Annotated in this window: 18 protein-coding genes and 1 pseudogene; 6 read left to right on the top strand and 13 right to left on the bottom strand. The window is 67.0% G+C overall.

The window, feature by feature from the left end:
* Positions 1–139 (top strand): ATP-binding protein (locus PARJ55_RS22595; protein WP_036714524.1); only part of this gene is annotated, 139 nt, incomplete at its 5' end.
* A gap of 152 nt (positions 140–291) precedes the next feature.
* Here the strand turns inward: PARJ55_RS22595 and traG are convergent.
* A pseudogene (traG, locus tag PARJ55_RS22590) lies at positions 292–1,665 on the bottom strand (IncP-type conjugal transfer protein TraG); the annotation flags it as partial.
* Positions 1,666–1,871: 206 nt separating this feature from the next.
* On the opposite strand from traG, the gene PARJ55_RS0118925 reads away from it, so the two are divergent.
* Genes PARJ55_RS0118925 through PARJ55_RS0118915 form a run of 3 tightly spaced genes read left to right on the top strand, consistent with a single transcriptional unit; the run spans position 1,872 to position 2,965 of the window.
* Complete coding sequence (locus PARJ55_RS0118925) at positions 1,872–2,066, top strand: type II toxin-antitoxin system VapB family antitoxin (RefSeq protein ID WP_028714435.1); 195 nt, start codon at positions 1,872–1,874, stop codon at positions 2,064–2,066.
* Positions 2,063–2,428 carry a type II toxin-antitoxin system VapC family toxin gene (locus PARJ55_RS0118920; protein ID WP_028714434.1) on the top strand — a complete coding sequence of 122 codons (366 nt, stop codon included), beginning with the start codon at positions 2,063–2,065 and terminating at the stop codon, positions 2,426–2,428. The genes PARJ55_RS0118925 and PARJ55_RS0118920 overlap by 4 nt, the downstream gene beginning before the upstream one ends.
* Before the next feature lie 3 nt (positions 2,429–2,431).
* The gene (locus tag PARJ55_RS0118915; RefSeq protein ID WP_028714433.1) at positions 2,432–2,965 is read left to right on the top strand and encodes a hydrolase; all 534 of its coding nucleotides are present in this window, start codon (positions 2,432–2,434) and stop codon (positions 2,963–2,965) included.
* Positions 2,966–3,034: 69 nt separating this feature from the next.
* Here PARJ55_RS0118915 and PARJ55_RS0118910 read toward each other — a convergent pair whose 3' ends face one another.
* The 11 genes from PARJ55_RS0118910 to PARJ55_RS0118860 all read right to left on the bottom strand — a co-directional run bounded on the left by PARJ55_RS0118910 (position 3,035) and on the right by PARJ55_RS0118860 (position 11,624).
* The gene (locus PARJ55_RS0118910; RefSeq protein WP_028714432.1) at positions 3,035–3,469 is read right to left on the bottom strand and encodes a PIN domain-containing protein; all 435 of its coding nucleotides are present in this window, start codon (positions 3,467–3,469) and stop codon (positions 3,035–3,037) included.
* A 3-nt stretch (positions 3,470–3,472) separates the two neighbouring features.
* Complete coding sequence (locus tag PARJ55_RS0118905; RefSeq protein WP_028714431.1) at positions 3,473–3,724, bottom strand: type II toxin-antitoxin system Phd/YefM family antitoxin; 252 nt, start codon at positions 3,722–3,724, stop codon at positions 3,473–3,475.
* Between the two features lie 109 nt (positions 3,725–3,833).
* Positions 3,834–5,573, bottom strand: coding sequence for a VirD2 family relaxase/mobilization nuclease (locus tag PARJ55_RS0118900; protein ID WP_028714430.1), 1,740 nt, complete (start codon positions 5,571–5,573; stop codon positions 3,834–3,836).
* Between the two features lie 244 nt (positions 5,574–5,817).
* Positions 5,818–6,399 (bottom strand): hypothetical protein, encoded by a 582-nt coding sequence (locus PARJ55_RS0118895; RefSeq protein ID WP_028714429.1) that lies wholly within the window; start codon positions 6,397–6,399, stop codon positions 5,818–5,820.
* A 49-nt stretch (positions 6,400–6,448) separates the two neighbouring features.
* Positions 6,449–7,267, bottom strand: coding sequence for a lytic transglycosylase domain-containing protein (locus PARJ55_RS0118890; protein ID WP_028714428.1), 819 nt, complete (start codon positions 7,265–7,267; stop codon positions 6,449–6,451).
* Between the two features lie 3 nt (positions 7,268–7,270).
* On the bottom strand, positions 7,271–7,606 hold the full coding sequence (locus tag PARJ55_RS0118885) for a DUF736 domain-containing protein (RefSeq protein WP_028714427.1): 336 nt from the start codon (positions 7,604–7,606) through the stop codon (positions 7,271–7,273).
* A 1-nt stretch (position 7,607) separates the two neighbouring features.
* Positions 7,608–8,204 carry a S26 family signal peptidase gene (locus PARJ55_RS22585; RefSeq protein ID WP_036714521.1) on the bottom strand — a complete coding sequence of 199 codons (597 nt, stop codon included), beginning with the start codon at positions 8,202–8,204 and terminating at the stop codon, positions 7,608–7,610.
* Positions 8,201–9,571 carry a DNA cytosine methyltransferase gene (locus PARJ55_RS23565; RefSeq protein WP_036714518.1) on the bottom strand — a complete coding sequence of 457 codons (1,371 nt, stop codon included), beginning with the start codon at positions 9,569–9,571 and terminating at the stop codon, positions 8,201–8,203. The genes PARJ55_RS22585 and PARJ55_RS23565 overlap by 4 nt, the downstream gene beginning before the upstream one ends.
* Positions 9,568–10,083, bottom strand: a complete 516-nt coding sequence (locus PARJ55_RS0118870) for a DUF2840 domain-containing protein (protein WP_017998417.1) — start codon at positions 10,081–10,083, stop codon at positions 9,568–9,570. Before PARJ55_RS0118870 ends, PARJ55_RS23565 begins: the two co-directional genes overlap by 4 nt.
* 136 nt (positions 10,084–10,219) lie before the next feature.
* The gene (locus PARJ55_RS0118865; protein ID WP_036714532.1) at positions 10,220–11,332 is read right to left on the bottom strand and encodes a replication initiator protein A; all 1,113 of its coding nucleotides are present in this window, start codon (positions 11,330–11,332) and stop codon (positions 10,220–10,222) included.
* A 10-nt stretch (positions 11,333–11,342) separates the two neighbouring features.
* Positions 11,343–11,624 carry an AlpA family transcriptional regulator gene (locus PARJ55_RS0118860; RefSeq protein ID WP_011749445.1) on the bottom strand — a complete coding sequence of 94 codons (282 nt, stop codon included), beginning with the start codon at positions 11,622–11,624 and terminating at the stop codon, positions 11,343–11,345.
* Between the two features lie 200 nt (positions 11,625–11,824).
* On the opposite strand from PARJ55_RS0118860, the gene PARJ55_RS0118855 reads away from it, so the two are divergent.
* A complete protein-coding gene (locus PARJ55_RS0118855) occupies positions 11,825–12,064 on the top strand; it encodes an AbrB/MazE/SpoVT family DNA-binding domain-containing protein (protein WP_028714425.1) in 240 nt (79 codons plus the stop codon).
* Positions 12,061–12,459, top strand: coding sequence for a PIN domain-containing protein (locus PARJ55_RS0118850; RefSeq protein WP_028714424.1), 399 nt, complete (start codon positions 12,061–12,063; stop codon positions 12,457–12,459). The genes PARJ55_RS0118855 and PARJ55_RS0118850 overlap by 4 nt, the downstream gene beginning before the upstream one ends.
* A gap of 183 nt (positions 12,460–12,642) precedes the next feature.
* Here the strand turns inward: PARJ55_RS0118850 and PARJ55_RS0118845 are convergent, their stop codons facing one another.
* Positions 12,643–13,542 carry a DMT family transporter gene (locus PARJ55_RS0118845; RefSeq protein ID WP_028714423.1) on the bottom strand — a complete coding sequence of 300 codons (900 nt, stop codon included), beginning with the start codon at positions 13,540–13,542 and terminating at the stop codon, positions 12,643–12,645.
* Positions 13,543–13,583: the final 41 nt, after the last annotated feature.

The following is a 13,583-nucleotide window of genomic DNA, read 5'->3' as shown; positions in this document are numbered from 1 at the left end:
CGATGAATGGACGGAAACCTTCGGTTCCGAGCGTCTCACCGGCGCGCTGCTCGACCGACTGACCCACCACGTCAACATCATCGAGATGAACGGCGAAAGCTATCGCCTCGCCAACAGCACAGCCCGTAAACAGCGCTGATCACCATAAAATATCTACCCACGATTGGCCCTAAGGGGCCAGTGCGCCATGGCTCGCGCCAGCTATGTGGCCAGCGCGCGCGCCATGGCGCACCCCCCAACTGGCCGGACTTTACGCCGCCGCCCCGGCCGACTTTTGCTCCGCCGTTGACAGACATGGCAATTGTCGAGGATCGAATTGTTCGGGCCATAGGCCTTCTCGATCTGATTGAGCGACTGGGCGATCAGGAAGGACTTGATGCCGTAGCCGGCCATGAAGGCCAGGGCGGATTCGAAGAAATCCAGCCGCCCCAATGCCGGGAACTCGTCGAGCAGCATCAGCACCCGATGCCTGCGGTCCTTCGTGTGCAGATCCTCGGTCAGCCGCCGGCCGATCTGGTTCAGCACCAGCCGGATCAGCGGCTTGGTGCGCGAGATGTCCGAGGGCGGCACCACCAGATAGAGCGTCGAAGGTTTTCCGGCCGCGATCAGATCGGCGATGCGCCAGTCGCAACGGCTGGTGACCTGCGCCACCACCGGATCGCGATAGAGGCCGAGAAAGGACATGGCGGTCGAGAGCACGCCGGAGCGTTCGTTCTCGGACTTGTTGAGCAGTTCCCGCGCGGCGCTGGCGATGACCGGATGCGGCCCGGCCTCGCCCAGATGCGGGGTCTTCATCATCGCCGCCAGCGTCGCCTCGATCGAACGCCGGGGATCGGAGAGAAAGGCTGCGACACGGGCCAGGGTCTTGTCCTGCTCGGCATAGAGCACATGCAGGATGACGCCGACCAGCAGGGCATGGCTGGTCTTTTCCCAATGGTTGCGCTTTTCCAGCGAGCCTTCCGGATCGACCAGGATATCGGCGATGTTCTGGACGTCGCGCACCTCCCATTCGCCGCGCCGCACCTCCAGCAGCGGGTTGTAGGCCGAGGAAGCCGCATTGGTCGGGTCGAAGAGCAGCACCCGACCGTACCGCGCCCTGAACCCGGCGGTGAGCTGCCAGTTCTCGCCCTTGATGTCGTGGACGATGGCCGAGCCGGGCCAGGTCAGCAGCGTCGGCACCACCAGCCCGACGCCCTTGCCGGATCGGGTCGGCGCGAAGCAGAGCACATGCTCCGGCCCGTCGTGACGCAGATAGTCCTGATCGTAGCGGCCGAGCACGACCCCATCTGGACCGAGCAGTCCCGCCCGCTCGATCTCGGGCCGCCCCGCCCATCGGGCCGAGCCGTAGGTGTCGACATCGGCGGCCTCGCGGGCGCGCATCACCGACAGGGTGATGGCGGTGCCGATGGCGAGGAAGCCGCCCGAGGCAGCGATAACGCCGCCCTCGACAAAGATGCGCGGGGCATAGGCGTCGTAGAAATACCACCACCAGAGCAGCGCCGGCGGGTAATAGACCGGGATGCCCCAGAGATCGAACCAGGGCGGGCCGAGTTGGGGCTGGAAGCCGAGCCGCCAGGCCGTCCATTGCGTGCCGGACCAGACCGAGACCAGCACGATCAGGAAGACCACGCTGATCTGGCCCCAGAGGATCTTCGTGCCGGACAAGGTGGTTCCAGCCTCCATGCAGGTATCCGATAGATCGAGGAAAACCCAGCCAACACAGGTTGCAACAGCTATCCGTGAGCCGTTCGCAGCCCGTCGCAGAGCAGCGTAAAAATACCGGCAGGCAGCGGCGCGCAGGCTTCCTGCGCTGCATCGCAATCGGCACCTGATGATGCTATATTCGATGTATCGCTTTCGGAGGCATCATCATGCGCACGACCCTCAATCTCGACGACGAGTTGCTCCGGCAAGCCCGTGACCTCACCGGCATCGGCGAGAAGGCCGTCCTGGTGCGCGAGGGGCTGAAGGCTCTGATCGAGCGCGAGAGCGCCCGACGGCTCGCCCTGCTCGGCGGCAGCGACAAACGCGCAGCGGTTGCCTCACGCCGGCAGCCGTCGCCGTGATCCTCGTCGATACCTCGATCTGGATCGACCACCTGCGCGCGGGCGATGCGGAACTGGCCGATCTGCTGAATGCCGGGATGGTGCTGGCGCATCCCTTCGTCATCGGCGAACTGGCGCTCGGCAGTCTCAAGGACCGGGAAACCGTCATCGCCGCGATGCAGGGACTGCCGCAAGCGCCGATGGCCAGCCATGCCGAGGTGATGGCGCTGATCGAGGCGCGGCGGCTTTTCAGCCTCGGCATCGGCTATGTCGATGCGCATCTGATCGCCGCCACCCTGCTCGCCCCCGGCACGACTCTCTGGACCTGCGACCGGCGGTTGAGCGCGGCAGCAAAACGCATCGACCTTCTCCCGAAAGGATGACCCATGCCCCTGATCGATCCCGAACGCTCGCTGCTTTTGCTGATCGACTTCCAGGCCCGCCTGATGCCCGCTATGCACGAGGCCGAAGCTGCCCTGCGCAATGCCGGCCGGCTTCTGGAGGCGGCCTGGATGCTGGGCGTTCCAAGCCTGCTGACCGAGCAGAACCCGAAAGGCCTGGGGCCGACCGTCGAACAATTGCCCACCCGCGATGCCCCCGTGGTGGCGAAGCAATCCTTCGGGGCCTGTGGCGAGGAAGGTTTCGCGGATCGCATTCCTGCGAATGCGCAGGTGATCGTCGCAGGCTGGGAAGCGCATGTCTGCGTGCTGCAGACGGTGCTGGGACTGCTGGAAACTGGGCGTCAGGTCCATGTGGTGGCCGATGCGATCGGATCGCGGCAGCCGGAGAGCAAGGAGACGGCAATCCGCCGGATGGAGCGGCACGGGGCCGAGATCGTCACCACCGAAATGGTGCTGTTCGAATGGCTGCGCACGGCGAAGCACCCCCGTTTCCGCGAGGTGGCGGCGTTGATCCGATAGAGTGGCATTCAGAAATACAGGCGCATACGGTCGACAACCGGCCAACGCAGCGGCAGCCAAGCCAAGCTGCTAGGCGGGCAGTTCCTTCAGCGGATTGGCATAGGGCACGCCGAGCGGTGCGAAATGCCGCTCGTTGGCGGTCAACACGGTCAGACCGTGCGCGGCGGCCGTCGCGGCGATGGCGATGTCCTCGAAGCCCGGATCATGGGCGCGCGCCCGGTCGAGGATCACCCCGGCCTGACGGGCCTCCTCGATGCCGAAGGGCAGGATCCGGTTGCCATAGAAATGCTCGACGGCGGCAAGCCATCGGCGCAGCGCCGGGGCCTTGCTGCTGGCGCCGATCCTGACCGCGCGGGCGATACCGGCCTCGATCTCGGCGATGGTGATGGCCGAGAGATGGAGCCGGTCGCTATGGGCGCGCATCCAGGCCGCGAGAGCCTGGGCATCGGCGTCTCGCCTCGTCGGCGCAGAGGCCGAGAGAATATTGGTATCGAGCAGGTACAAGTTTCAGAGGCCCGTATCCCGCAGCGCGCGCGCCGGCTTGCGGGCGCGTTCGGGAATGTCCTCGGGCTCTCCGGGGAAGGCCAGCAGCAGATCGGCGAAATCCGGCACCCGGGAAATGCGCTGCCATTCCTCGAAGGAGAGCAGTACCGCTTCCTTGCGGCCATGCCGGGTGATGACCGTGGGTTCCCCGGCCACGGCCTGATCGACCACGGCCGAGAGCGTCGCCTTCGCATCCCTGAGCTGGAGTTCCTTCATGGCCGATTCTCGCGATGACTATCTGTAGTCATATAAGATTGCTGTACAGACCGTCAAGGCAGGCGCGGCCGCATCCCTGCCCTGAAGGGCTGGACCTTCCCGATGACCGTCACAGCCCGAGGCCGCGCTTGCGGCCGAAGCTCCAGTCCACACCACCATCCGCACGGGCGACGCCGGAAACATGCCGGTCGAGCTGCCGTTCGAGCGAGGGCGTCCAGGGCACCAGCTTGAAACCCAGCCCGTCATCGATCATGGCGAAGCGGCCCGAAGCCAGGGCGAAGCGCCGGCGATAGGTGCCCGCAATGGTATCACCACCGGCTGCGCGGTCGAAGAGCAGGCCAGTCTCGGCGGCAAGCTTTTCGGCCAGCGCACCGATCTCTCGCTCGTGCAACCGGTCGAGCAGCCGGCGTGCGAAGACGACGCGGCTGCCCTGCCGTTTGGCCAGGCCCTCCTCGATCAGGTATTCCGCACGCCGCTGCATCGCCTGGCGCACCTCGATGCCGAAACCGGCCTCCGACAGCGTCGCAGGATCGCGGGCCACCGCCTGGCGGTCGAGCCAGGTCGCGCCGCTGGCGGTGACCTGGGCGCGGATATCGAGATCGGAGCGGACAGCCAGCGCGTTGCGGCGCTCGCCCCGCGCATCCTCGTAGGAGCGCAACTCGACGATGGATCCAGGCGCACTGTCGCCGGCGGCGTCGAAATGCGGCAGCCGGACATGATGGGTGCGGCCATCGACGCCGTCGATCACCGCATAGGCGCTGCCCTTCAACTCGTCGTCATGGCCGCGCTCGACCAGCCGGCCGAGGATAGGGCCATCGGTCTCCTCGCTGGCGAAGACATAGTCCGAGAGGCCGCGCTCTATCCCCTGCCCCGACAGCGCCCGATGGATGCGTTTGATGACGTCGCCGCGCTCGCCGAGGTCCCGCAGGACGGTCTCGGCCTCGCGCCGGATCATCCATTGCGCCTGCCCGACCTGATCGGCCAGGCCGAGACGTTCCAGATGCCGCAGCCGGCCGACCTTCTGCGGCAGGTAATCGTCGCGCTGAGCGTCGATGGCCGGGGCCATGTCGATGATGCCGGTCTTGCCGGCGTCGCGGAGAAGCTGGCGGTCGAGCGCAGTCCAGCGTTCCGCCTCGACCTGCCGCATCAGGCTGCGGCGGATCTCGTGGTGATGGCGCGGCCCCAGTTCCCGGGTGATCAGGTCCTGCGCCCGGTCGCGCAATCCTTCGCGGATGTAGTCGCGGGAGATGACCAGGTCCTTGCCGTCGTCGGCCCGGCCCCGCAGGATGACATGGACATGGGGATTGTCGGTGTTCCAGTGATCGACGGCGATCCAGTCCAGCTCCGTGCCGAGATCATTTTCCGCCTGCGCCATCAACTCCCGGGTGAACCGCTTCAGGTCCGCCATGTCGGCGGCATCCTCGGGCGAGACGATAAAGCGGAAATGATGGCGGTCGTCCTCGCTGCGCTCGGCGAAGTCCTTGATGTCGGCATCGTCGGTGTGTGGATCGAACATCCGCGCCTTTTCCCCGCCGCGGGTGACGCCGTCGCGGCTGAGATAGCCCAGATGCCGCGGCAGCGCCGCGACCTGCCCAACTTTGCGCACCACCCGGACCTTGACGGTGCAGAGCCGCGTGCGGCGGGTGATCAGCCTGTTGGCGCAGACGGCGGCGGTTCGGCCCCGACCAAAACGCGAGGCACCCGGCGACACGATCTTGCCGCTGCGCGAAACGCGCCCGCCGGCCTTCTGGGCGGCGGCCAGCGCCTGGACGACGAAAGGCCGGGCGCGCTGGCTGCGGCTGGAGCGGATGCGCCCTGGACGAATGCGGAAATCGTCCTCGCTGCTCATGGCCGGATCTCCTGCGAGGTGCGGGATTCGCTCAAGGACCTGCATAATCCGGAGAGCTGCGAGGTGCGGATCGGCGCCGCGATGTGCGGAAAAGCCTCGAAAACCCGGCAAACACCCCCGACCGCCCGGCCCGCACATCGCGGGCTTTTATCTTGCATGTTTTTCAAGGGCGGCGTGGCCCCAAGGGCCGCGCCGCCCGTTCCTGCGCTGGGATACGCCGCAGTGCGATTTCCGCAATTGGGACTCATGAGGCCCCTCCCGGACGGGAGCGCCCCCGGCGGGCACTGTCCGGCTGAAGAAAATCCGGTAGCGGATCCTCCGGCAGGGTGAACTTCCGCTGCCATGAGTGCCATGCCGCGGTGACGGCGCCGGTGCCGGGAAACAGGTCGTCGAGCGTGTCCTCGGGCCGCGCGGCGACCATCTCGAAGCACCAGTGACAGACGGCTTCCGGCTTGGCGCCGGTCAACCCGCGACGCAGGGTGATGCTCTCCTGGATCCAGTCGCGCAGCACCAGCCGCTTGCTGACCACGGGTTTGCGGGCGGCTTTGACGATCACCGGCTCCCAGGCCCAGGCGACCGGGACATTGCGCTTGAAGGCGGCGAATCCCTTCACCCAGGCCATCCAGCGGGCGCCGGTCGGCTCGACCAGCGGCGCGAGAACGGCGATGGAACGCGGTGTCGCGGCGGCATGCAGGATCCAGCCGTCATAGTCCCGTTCGAGCCGTGCGATCAGCGCCGCATGATCGACTTCGCCGGCGTAATCCGGTTGGTCGCGGTAAAGATGCGCGCAGCCGATATAGGGCGGGTCCGCATAGGCAATCTTCATGAGTTGTGCCCTCCCGCAAGATAGGCAGAGAGGCGTCGGGAATGATTTTTCATTGTGCTGCTTCCGCGTCGGATCGGCGCATGAACAGGCTATCGGATTGCGGCGCGCGGGCGTCTGAAGCGGTGTCGGACCGTTCGGCAGGCGGTTCCGGATCGGCAGCCAATGCGCCATCGTACTGCGGTTGTTCTGCAGCGGACCGGCGCACGAACAGACCGCCGGGCTGGGGTCGTTCCGCATCCGGGCCGTCGATCATGCTGCCGGCGAAGAGCGGGGCCTCGCGCCAGTCGGTTGGCGGCGCGGCGGCGAAACCGGTGCCGGGCAGCGGCTCGCCGCCGAGCAGCGGCGCCAGCGCGGCGACATAGGCGCGGGTCTCGGCCGGCAGGGTCCGGCCTGAGACCAGGTATTCGTCGTAGCGTCCCGGCCCGGCATTGTAGGCCGCCAGCATGCCGGCGACATTGCCGTAGCGGTCGTGCATCTCGCGCAGATAGGTGGCGCCGGCAAAAATGTTGTCGCGCGGCTCGAACGGATCGTTGCCGAGACCATGTTTGGCGCGTAGCGCCGCCCATGTCTCCGGCATGATCTGCATCAGCCCGATGGCACCTTTCGGCGAGACGGCCTGCGGATTGCCGCGGCTTTCGACATGCCGCACGGCGCGGATCCAGTGCGCCGGAATGCCGAAGCGCAGCGAGGCTTCCACGACGTGGGACGCGAAGGGATCGTGGGTCTGTTGCGCGAGCGGCTGCACGGTCTGCGCCAGCGGGCCGGCAACTGGAGCGGCGGCAAAGACCAGGCCGGAAAGAAGAAGGACGGCGATGCCGCGGGCGGTGCAAGCCCGCCCGTCGGTAAATGGATGGCAGAAAACCGGCATGGCTCAGTCCCGCTCGTCACGCTTTCTGGGGCGCGACCAGTGCAGGCCCCAGGTCCGGCCCTGCTCGTCGGACTGGAACAGCCGGGCGCGGATCGGCTGCATGAGGGCGGGATCGTCGATTGCGACCGAGATGTAGGTTCCGGCCTTCTCGCCGCTATGGGTCCAGCCGGCGCCGATCTCCGGGCCGTCCTCGCCGTCGAGATGGATCCGGTAATCCGGGGCGTTCTCGACATCGGCATTGTGCGTCGGCACGAAGACCAGTGCGAGGTCGAGCGTGACGGTGCGGATGCGGCCTTCGTAGCCGGCTTGCGTGCGGGTGAATTCACCGATCTGTGGCATGTTATCTCTCCGTGGCTTGGTGGTGAATGGTGGGATCAGGGGCCGTTTCCGCCCCAGTTGCGGGCCGGCGGAAGCGGCCGTCGCCCGCCGCATCGGTCCAGAGCGGGACAATGCGGGCGGTGATGCTGGTGACCGGGAGCGGGCTGAAATAGCGGCCGTCGAGACTGTCCTCGGCCTCCCGGTTCATGAGAAAGACCTCGCCCCCGGCAAGCAGCCGGCAGCCCTGCCAGACCGGCAGCGACCGGCCGAGGAGGTCGCGATCGCGTGCTTGGCCGAGGACCTGGCCGTCGACGGTGATCGTCGTGCCGATGCGGCAGACCCGTGTGCCGGAAAGCGCGGCGACGCGCTTCAGCAGCGGCACGCCGGAGGCGATATAGCCGCGGGCGGTGATGAACTGCGCCAGCGGTTCGGGCGGCGTAACCGCGACCAGATCGCCGAGGGCGAGGCTGGTCGGGGGCTCAAGACGATAGAGCCCGATGGGGATGCTGGCGGACGCGTTCCAGATCAATCGGGGCGGGATCTCGGTGACGGAGATGCCGATGACCAGCACGGCGAGGCCGGTTGCGGCGAGATAGGTTGCGCGGGTTTTGCGGATCATGACGCGCCTTCGCAATCCGCAGGATCGTCGGTGGGTGCGTCGTCGGCGGCAGCACCGTCCGCCTGATCGGCAGCATACCTGCCGGCAGCATCATCACCTGCCCTCGGGCCTGCGGACACATCATCGCCGGCACTCGCATCTCCCGCCGATGCGCCGCCGAGGACCGCGTTCAGCGCGATCTCGCTGCACAGGATGGCGCGGCCGATGGCCTCGGGGGTCTGCGGCACCACCGCGTCGCCGAAGGCCTCGACGATCAGGCTGGCCGCAGATGTCCCTTTGCGACCGCCGAGCGCAAGGCGCGTGCGAGCCAGCCAGGCGGAAATCCCATCATCCACCCATAGGTGATGGGCAATGCGGCCGTTCCAGTCAGGCCATGGCTCCGCAAGATCGCCGCCAGTGCCCGCGCCCCGGCCCATTTGTCCGGCGCCCGGTCGGTCATCGCGTCCATGGTCGGGGATTTCCGGCGGTCGTAGGCCGGGCTCCAGCCGTCCATGCGGCTGTCCCGCTTGGTCGGCGTCGGCAGGATCTCGGGGGCCTGTAGCATCCCCGCATGGCGGCTGTTGTGCCTCTGCAGCTGGCTCAGCAGATCGCCCCGGCCACCCCGATCCGCATCCGTCTTGCGCGGCGTGGCGAGGATCATCCGCAGCGGATATGTCGATCCCGCGCCGCCGCCGGCGCCGTCCTTCTTCCCGTCCGAGGCCATCGGTGTCGGCAGCGGACGGTTGCGGAACAGGTCGGAGAGACCCGACTCCTTCATCGCCTTCCGTGCCGCCGATCCGCCCTCCATCCGCAAGCCGCCCTGCCGGGATTGCGACACGGGCGTGGGCAAGCTGCTGCGGGTCGCAGCCGATGAGCCAGGACCGCTTGCGGACGTGGTTGGCGCCGATATCCGCAGCACCCACCACGCACGGCCAGCAGGCGTAGCCGAGCGCTTCCAGCGCATCGAGCAGCCGGTCGGCACCGCGAGTTCGGAGATTGCTGCTGTTCTCAAAAGCGAACCAGCGAGGGCGGCACTCTCCGACCAGGCGGACGGCTTCGAGGTAGAGGCCCGAGCGTTCGCCCTCGATGCCCTTGCCCTTCGTGTTGGCGCTGCTGATGTCCTGGCAGGGCGGCGAGCCGACGATGATCTCCGGCAAACATCCGAGGTCGGAAACAAGTCGAGCTGCCGTGAGGTCGCGGATATCGGCGTAGAGTCTGACATGCGGGAAATTCTCCGAATGGAGGATGCGCCGCCATGCGATTATCTCGCAGGCGGCGATGGTGACAAAGCCCGCCCGATGCAGGCCGAGCGACCAGCCGCCCGCGGCGCCGCTGAACAGGTCGAGTACGCGCAACGGCAGGGAAAGGTGGGTGCGACGGGCGCTCATACGCCCACCTTCCGGCGCTTCAGCCATGCGGCATGCTGGGCCCTGGTGTAGGTGCGGAACGGCTCTCCCGCCGCAATGCGGTTGTGGACATGCCGCCAGTGCTCGGGCGAGACGGTGCTGGGATCGATGCCCAGCGCCTCGACGGCATCCACCGCCTGCAGCACCCGCTCGACCTTCGGCCAGCCGCTGATCCGCAGCAGGATCTCGGCGCCCGGACGGACGCAGGGCAGCGTCTGGAACGGCTCGCGCGGCCCGACGGCCCGCAGGATGTCGAGACGCGAGACCACGGTGCCGTACTCGTTGCCCGCCCAGCGCACCAGCGCGAAGATGCTGCCGGGCGCGAAGCCGAGGGTCCGGCGCTGGCTGTCGATCCGGTGTTCGGAGCTGGGTCGTCCGAAGCGCAGCCAGTGCTCGACCCGCTTCTCTTGCCAGATCAGGTCAACAAGGGTGAGGGTGGGGTTCTCTGCGGTCTCAAGGCCATTTTCACCGAATGGAACGATCCTGTCCGTCATGACGGCCACCGCGACATCCGATCGGCAGACAAGCGCATCGGGGCGGAGGATATCGTAGGTGCTCGCAGCGGATCGTGGTATCGTCGTGAAAAGCGGATGCATGCTCCTGGGCACGACGGCGGATGCGCGAGCGGGGTCATTCTCCGTCCCCTTCCGACCCGCGCCGGGTCCGAGAATGAGGGGCCGTATCGGCGCCCGAGCGGGGGTTATCCACCGCCCGGCGCGCCCCTACCATGTTAGAGTCTTTTAAGTTAGATAAGTTACGGGCCGGATTCCGTTCGTCGGACCAAAGGCTTGACTGCCCCTGGCACGCCCGAAGTCCCGATATCGGCACGCCTGAAGTCCCGATACCGCCCACAGTTTCGACGCCCGAAGTCCCGATACCGCTCACCGAGTTATCCACAGGCGACTGTGGGTAACTCGCAGGAAGGATCCGCAGCATCTCGACGTGATCGACGCGCTCGATCCGCAGCCGGTATCCGGGCAGAGACTGGCGGGCAGCGATGCGGCGAATGTCGCAGGCAAAATCGGCGGGCTTGGCCAGACTGCCCGACTTCGCATGCAGATGCAGGATATCGAAGCACCAGCCCTGCGGCTGACGGCCGGCATGCTTGCGGGCCACGCGGTAGAGCCAGCGCTCGATGCCGCCCTTGAGCCGGAAATAGGCCGGGTCGATGGTCAGCACCAGCGAGCGGTCGAGCACGCCGCGATAGAACCACTCGGGCAGCACGAATTCCATGCCCTCGACCCGGCCCCCGGCTGTCGTCATCTCTTCCCACTCGCCGATCCAGGAGAATTGGTGTCGGCGCCAGTGCTCGCCATGCCGGATCGTGGTCCGGATCACCGTCGACTGCAGCCGCGCCAACGTGCCTTTCAGCAGGCGATAGTCGCGGGCGCCGGTCTGGCGGCCGATGGCGGTCAGGAGCTGGTAGGGGGTGAAACGCAGGAAGCGCGAGGTTTGCAGCCCGGCGTTCTCGGCATCGACGATCTGGCTGGCGGCCCAGATCAGCACGTCGGCATCCCAGATGGTCGCCATGCCGTGCTCGGGAAAGCCCTGGACATGGACCTGGACACCGCCGGATTCATAGTGAATGGGCGTCAGGCGCTTGGTCTTTGCGAGCGAGAAGAACGGACGTTCCATCAGATCGCGCTGATCGCGCGGGCGGACCTCGCCGCCCGTGCCCGTCACCACGAAGGGGCTGAGGCGGCGGCGCTCGCCGGAAAGACGGGTGCGGCGGGACGTTCTCATCGCTGCCCCCTCAGCGCCGGTAGCGGCCGGCATGGGCCGGCGGCGCCACGGCATGGCGCTTGGCGGGCAGCACCGTGCCGCGCGGATCGGAGGTCGAGGTGACGGCGCCGCGCTCGGCCCAGGCCTGCAGGTCGTCGACGGCATAGACCACGCGGCCGCCGAGCTTGTGGAAGACCGGGCCGGTGCCGAAGCTGCGGTGTTTTTCCAACGTCCGGCCGGAGAGGCCGAGGAAATACGCGGCTTCCGGTGTGCGCAGGAAGCGCGGCGGCAGGTCGGTAAGATCGGGCTTCATCGTCGGGCCTCCGTGCGGTTCGCGGGGCCGCTGGCGAGCAGCGGCGTATGGAGGACAGGGTGACGGAGAAGAAACGGCAGGAGGGAGTGTGAAGTTGAAGGTGCTGAAATCTCACTCCCTGCCCGACTCCCGGACCGGATCCTTGACGCAGACACAGTCGCGCCTTACTTTTCTCCTTACCAACGGAAAGGACCGCCCCCATGCCCACGGCCACCATCACGACGAAAGGCCAGATCACCATCCCGCAGAAGGTCCGGATCGACATGGGGCTGACGCCCGGCGACCGGGTGGATTTCGTGCGCATGGACGACGGCCATTACGCGGTCGTGCCCGCCTCGCATTCGATCCGCGCGCTGAAGGGCATCGTGCCCCGGCCCGACAAACCGGTGAGTCTGGAAGACATGCAGGCGGCGATCCTGGGCGAAGCGACCGGCGAATGATCGGCATCGATACCAATGTGCTGGTGCGCTATCTGGCGCAGGACGACGCCGCACAGGCGGCCATCGCCACGGAGATCGTCGAGGGCTTTACACCGGAGGAACCCGGCTTCGTCTCGCAGGTGGTGCTGGTGGAAACCGTCTGGGTGCTGACGCGTGCCTATCGGATGACGCGCGAGGCCATCGCCGATGCCGTGGAGGTGCTGCTGCGGTCGCGCGAGTTGATCGTGGAGCACACGGAGGCCGGTTATCTGGCGCTGGCCACCTATCGCGCCACCAAGGCGGATTTCGCCGATGCGCTGATCGCGCATGGCGGGCGGCTGGAAGGCTGCAGCGAGACCGTGACCTTCGACCGCGGCGCCGCGAGCCATGCCGGCATGCGGCTGCTCGGATCCTGACAGGCAGCGGCAAGCCCAGCCGCCCCAACGAGGAGGGCGTTGCCGCCGGAGGGTTCATTCAAGCCCGAACTGTTTCGGATTGATCGCGCAAAGGCGCCTGCGGAAGACGGCGGGACCGCGCGTCCTTCCGACGACGCAGGATTACCGAGGTTCCATGCGGGCGGTTCCAGACGTCCAGCGACATCACGGCGTGCGCGGGCAAGGCGGGGTCGATAGGCGCCCCCTACCCGCACGCTGGTGAACCAGCAGCGAGCCCAGCCCCGAGATCGCGATCAACACCAGCCCCGCCAGTGATACGAGATCGGGCCAATCGCCGAAGACGACGATCCCCAGTGCCGTGGCCGAAATCAACTGGCTGTAGACCAGGGGCGCGATCAGGCTGGCCTCGGCCTTCCTGCTGGCCGTGACCAGCAGGAAGTTGCCCAGGGCCGAGCCGACGGCGCTGACCAGAAGAAGCGCAAGCAGGAGCATGTCCGGCGCGGGAAAATCGGCTTGCAGGCCGAAGGGCGTCAAGACGACAGCGCCGATCAACAGTTGCGAGATCAGCAGGAAGCGCGGCCGGAATGTTCCCGCCAGGGTACGGGTCATGACCAGATAGGCGCCGTAGAACGTCCCCGCCGCCAGGGCGAAAGCCATGCCGACGGAACTGCCGAAACCCGGCTTGACGACAAGCATCACGCCGGCGAAGCCGATCGCCAGCAAGAGGCTTCTCTGCGTCGATGGCCGTTCACCCAGGAACAGGATCGCCAGGACATAGGACACGACCGGGCCGACGAAGAAGGCTCCGAAGACATTGGCGATCGGTTCCGTCTTCAGGGCCGTCAGGATGCAGCATATCCCGCAGACGATGAACCCCGCCCTCAGCAGGACGCGCCAGGTCAGCAAGGCCGGCAGTTCCTGCCTGGTCAATCCGCTGAAGGGAAGCAGCATCAGCGCGGCCAGCAGAAACCGCGACCATGCCACGATGAACGGATCGACGCCCCCGCCGGTCAGCAGTTTGCCCGCCGTATCCCCGATGACCACGCAGGTCACCGCGATGAAGACTGTCGCGATCAGTCGTAGCAAATCCGGCGTATTGGTCATGATCGTTCTCGGGAAGCGGAATTGAGGCGGGCATCTGGCCC

The organism is Paracoccus sp. J55 (assembly GCF_000513975.1).
In the GTDB taxonomy this organism is placed as follows: domain Bacteria; phylum Pseudomonadota; class Alphaproteobacteria; order Rhodobacterales; family Rhodobacteraceae; genus Paracoccus.
This window is presented reverse-complemented; position numbering and strand designations above follow the sequence as displayed.

Bases quoted from the DNA above. Each gene is read 5' to 3' on its own strand.
- PARJ55_RS0118850 (WP_028714424.1), top strand. From the start codon at position 12,061: ATGATCGGCATCGATACCAATGTGCTGGTGCGCTATCTGGCGCAGGAC.
- PARJ55_RS0118895 (WP_028714429.1), bottom strand. From the start codon at position 6,399: ATGAAGATTGCCTATGCGGACCCGCCCTATATCGGCTGCGCGCATCTT.
- PARJ55_RS22585 (WP_036714521.1), bottom strand. From the start codon at position 8,204: ATGATCCGCAAAACCCGCGCAACCTATCTCGCCGCAACCGGCCTCGCC.
- PARJ55_RS0118865 (WP_036714532.1), bottom strand. From the start codon at position 11,332: ATGAGAACGTCCCGCCGCACCCGTCTTTCCGGCGAGCGCCGCCGCCTC.
- PARJ55_RS0118890 (WP_028714428.1), bottom strand. From the start codon at position 7,267: ATGCCGGTTTTCTGCCATCCATTTACCGACGGGCGGGCTTGCACCGCC.
- PARJ55_RS0118900 (WP_028714430.1), bottom strand. From the start codon at position 5,573: ATGAGCAGCGAGGACGATTTCCGCATTCGTCCAGGGCGCATCCGCTCC.
- PARJ55_RS0118855 (WP_028714425.1), top strand. From the start codon at position 11,825: ATGCCCACGGCCACCATCACGACGAAAGGCCAGATCACCATCCCGCAG.
- PARJ55_RS0118925 (WP_028714435.1), top strand. From the start codon at position 1,872: ATGCGCACGACCCTCAATCTCGACGACGAGTTGCTCCGGCAAGCCCGT.
- PARJ55_RS0118885 (WP_028714427.1), bottom strand. From the start codon at position 7,606: ATGCCACAGATCGGTGAATTCACCCGCACGCAAGCCGGCTACGAAGGC.
- PARJ55_RS23565 (WP_036714518.1), bottom strand. From the start codon at position 9,571: ATGAGCGCCCGTCGCACCCACCTTTCCCTGCCGTTGCGCGTACTCGAC.
- PARJ55_RS0118870 (WP_017998417.1), bottom strand. From the start codon at position 10,083: ATGACGGACAGGATCGTTCCATTCGGTGAAAATGGCCTTGAGACCGCA.
- PARJ55_RS0118860 (WP_011749445.1), bottom strand. From the start codon at position 11,624: ATGAAGCCCGATCTTACCGACCTGCCGCCGCGCTTCCTGCGCACACCG.
- PARJ55_RS0118905 (WP_028714431.1), bottom strand. From the start codon at position 3,724: ATGAAGGAACTCCAGCTCAGGGATGCGAAGGCGACGCTCTCGGCCGTG.
- PARJ55_RS0118915 (WP_028714433.1), top strand. From the start codon at position 2,432: ATGCCCCTGATCGATCCCGAACGCTCGCTGCTTTTGCTGATCGACTTC.
- PARJ55_RS0118845 (WP_028714423.1), bottom strand. From the start codon at position 13,542: ATGACCAATACGCCGGATTTGCTACGACTGATCGCGACAGTCTTCATC.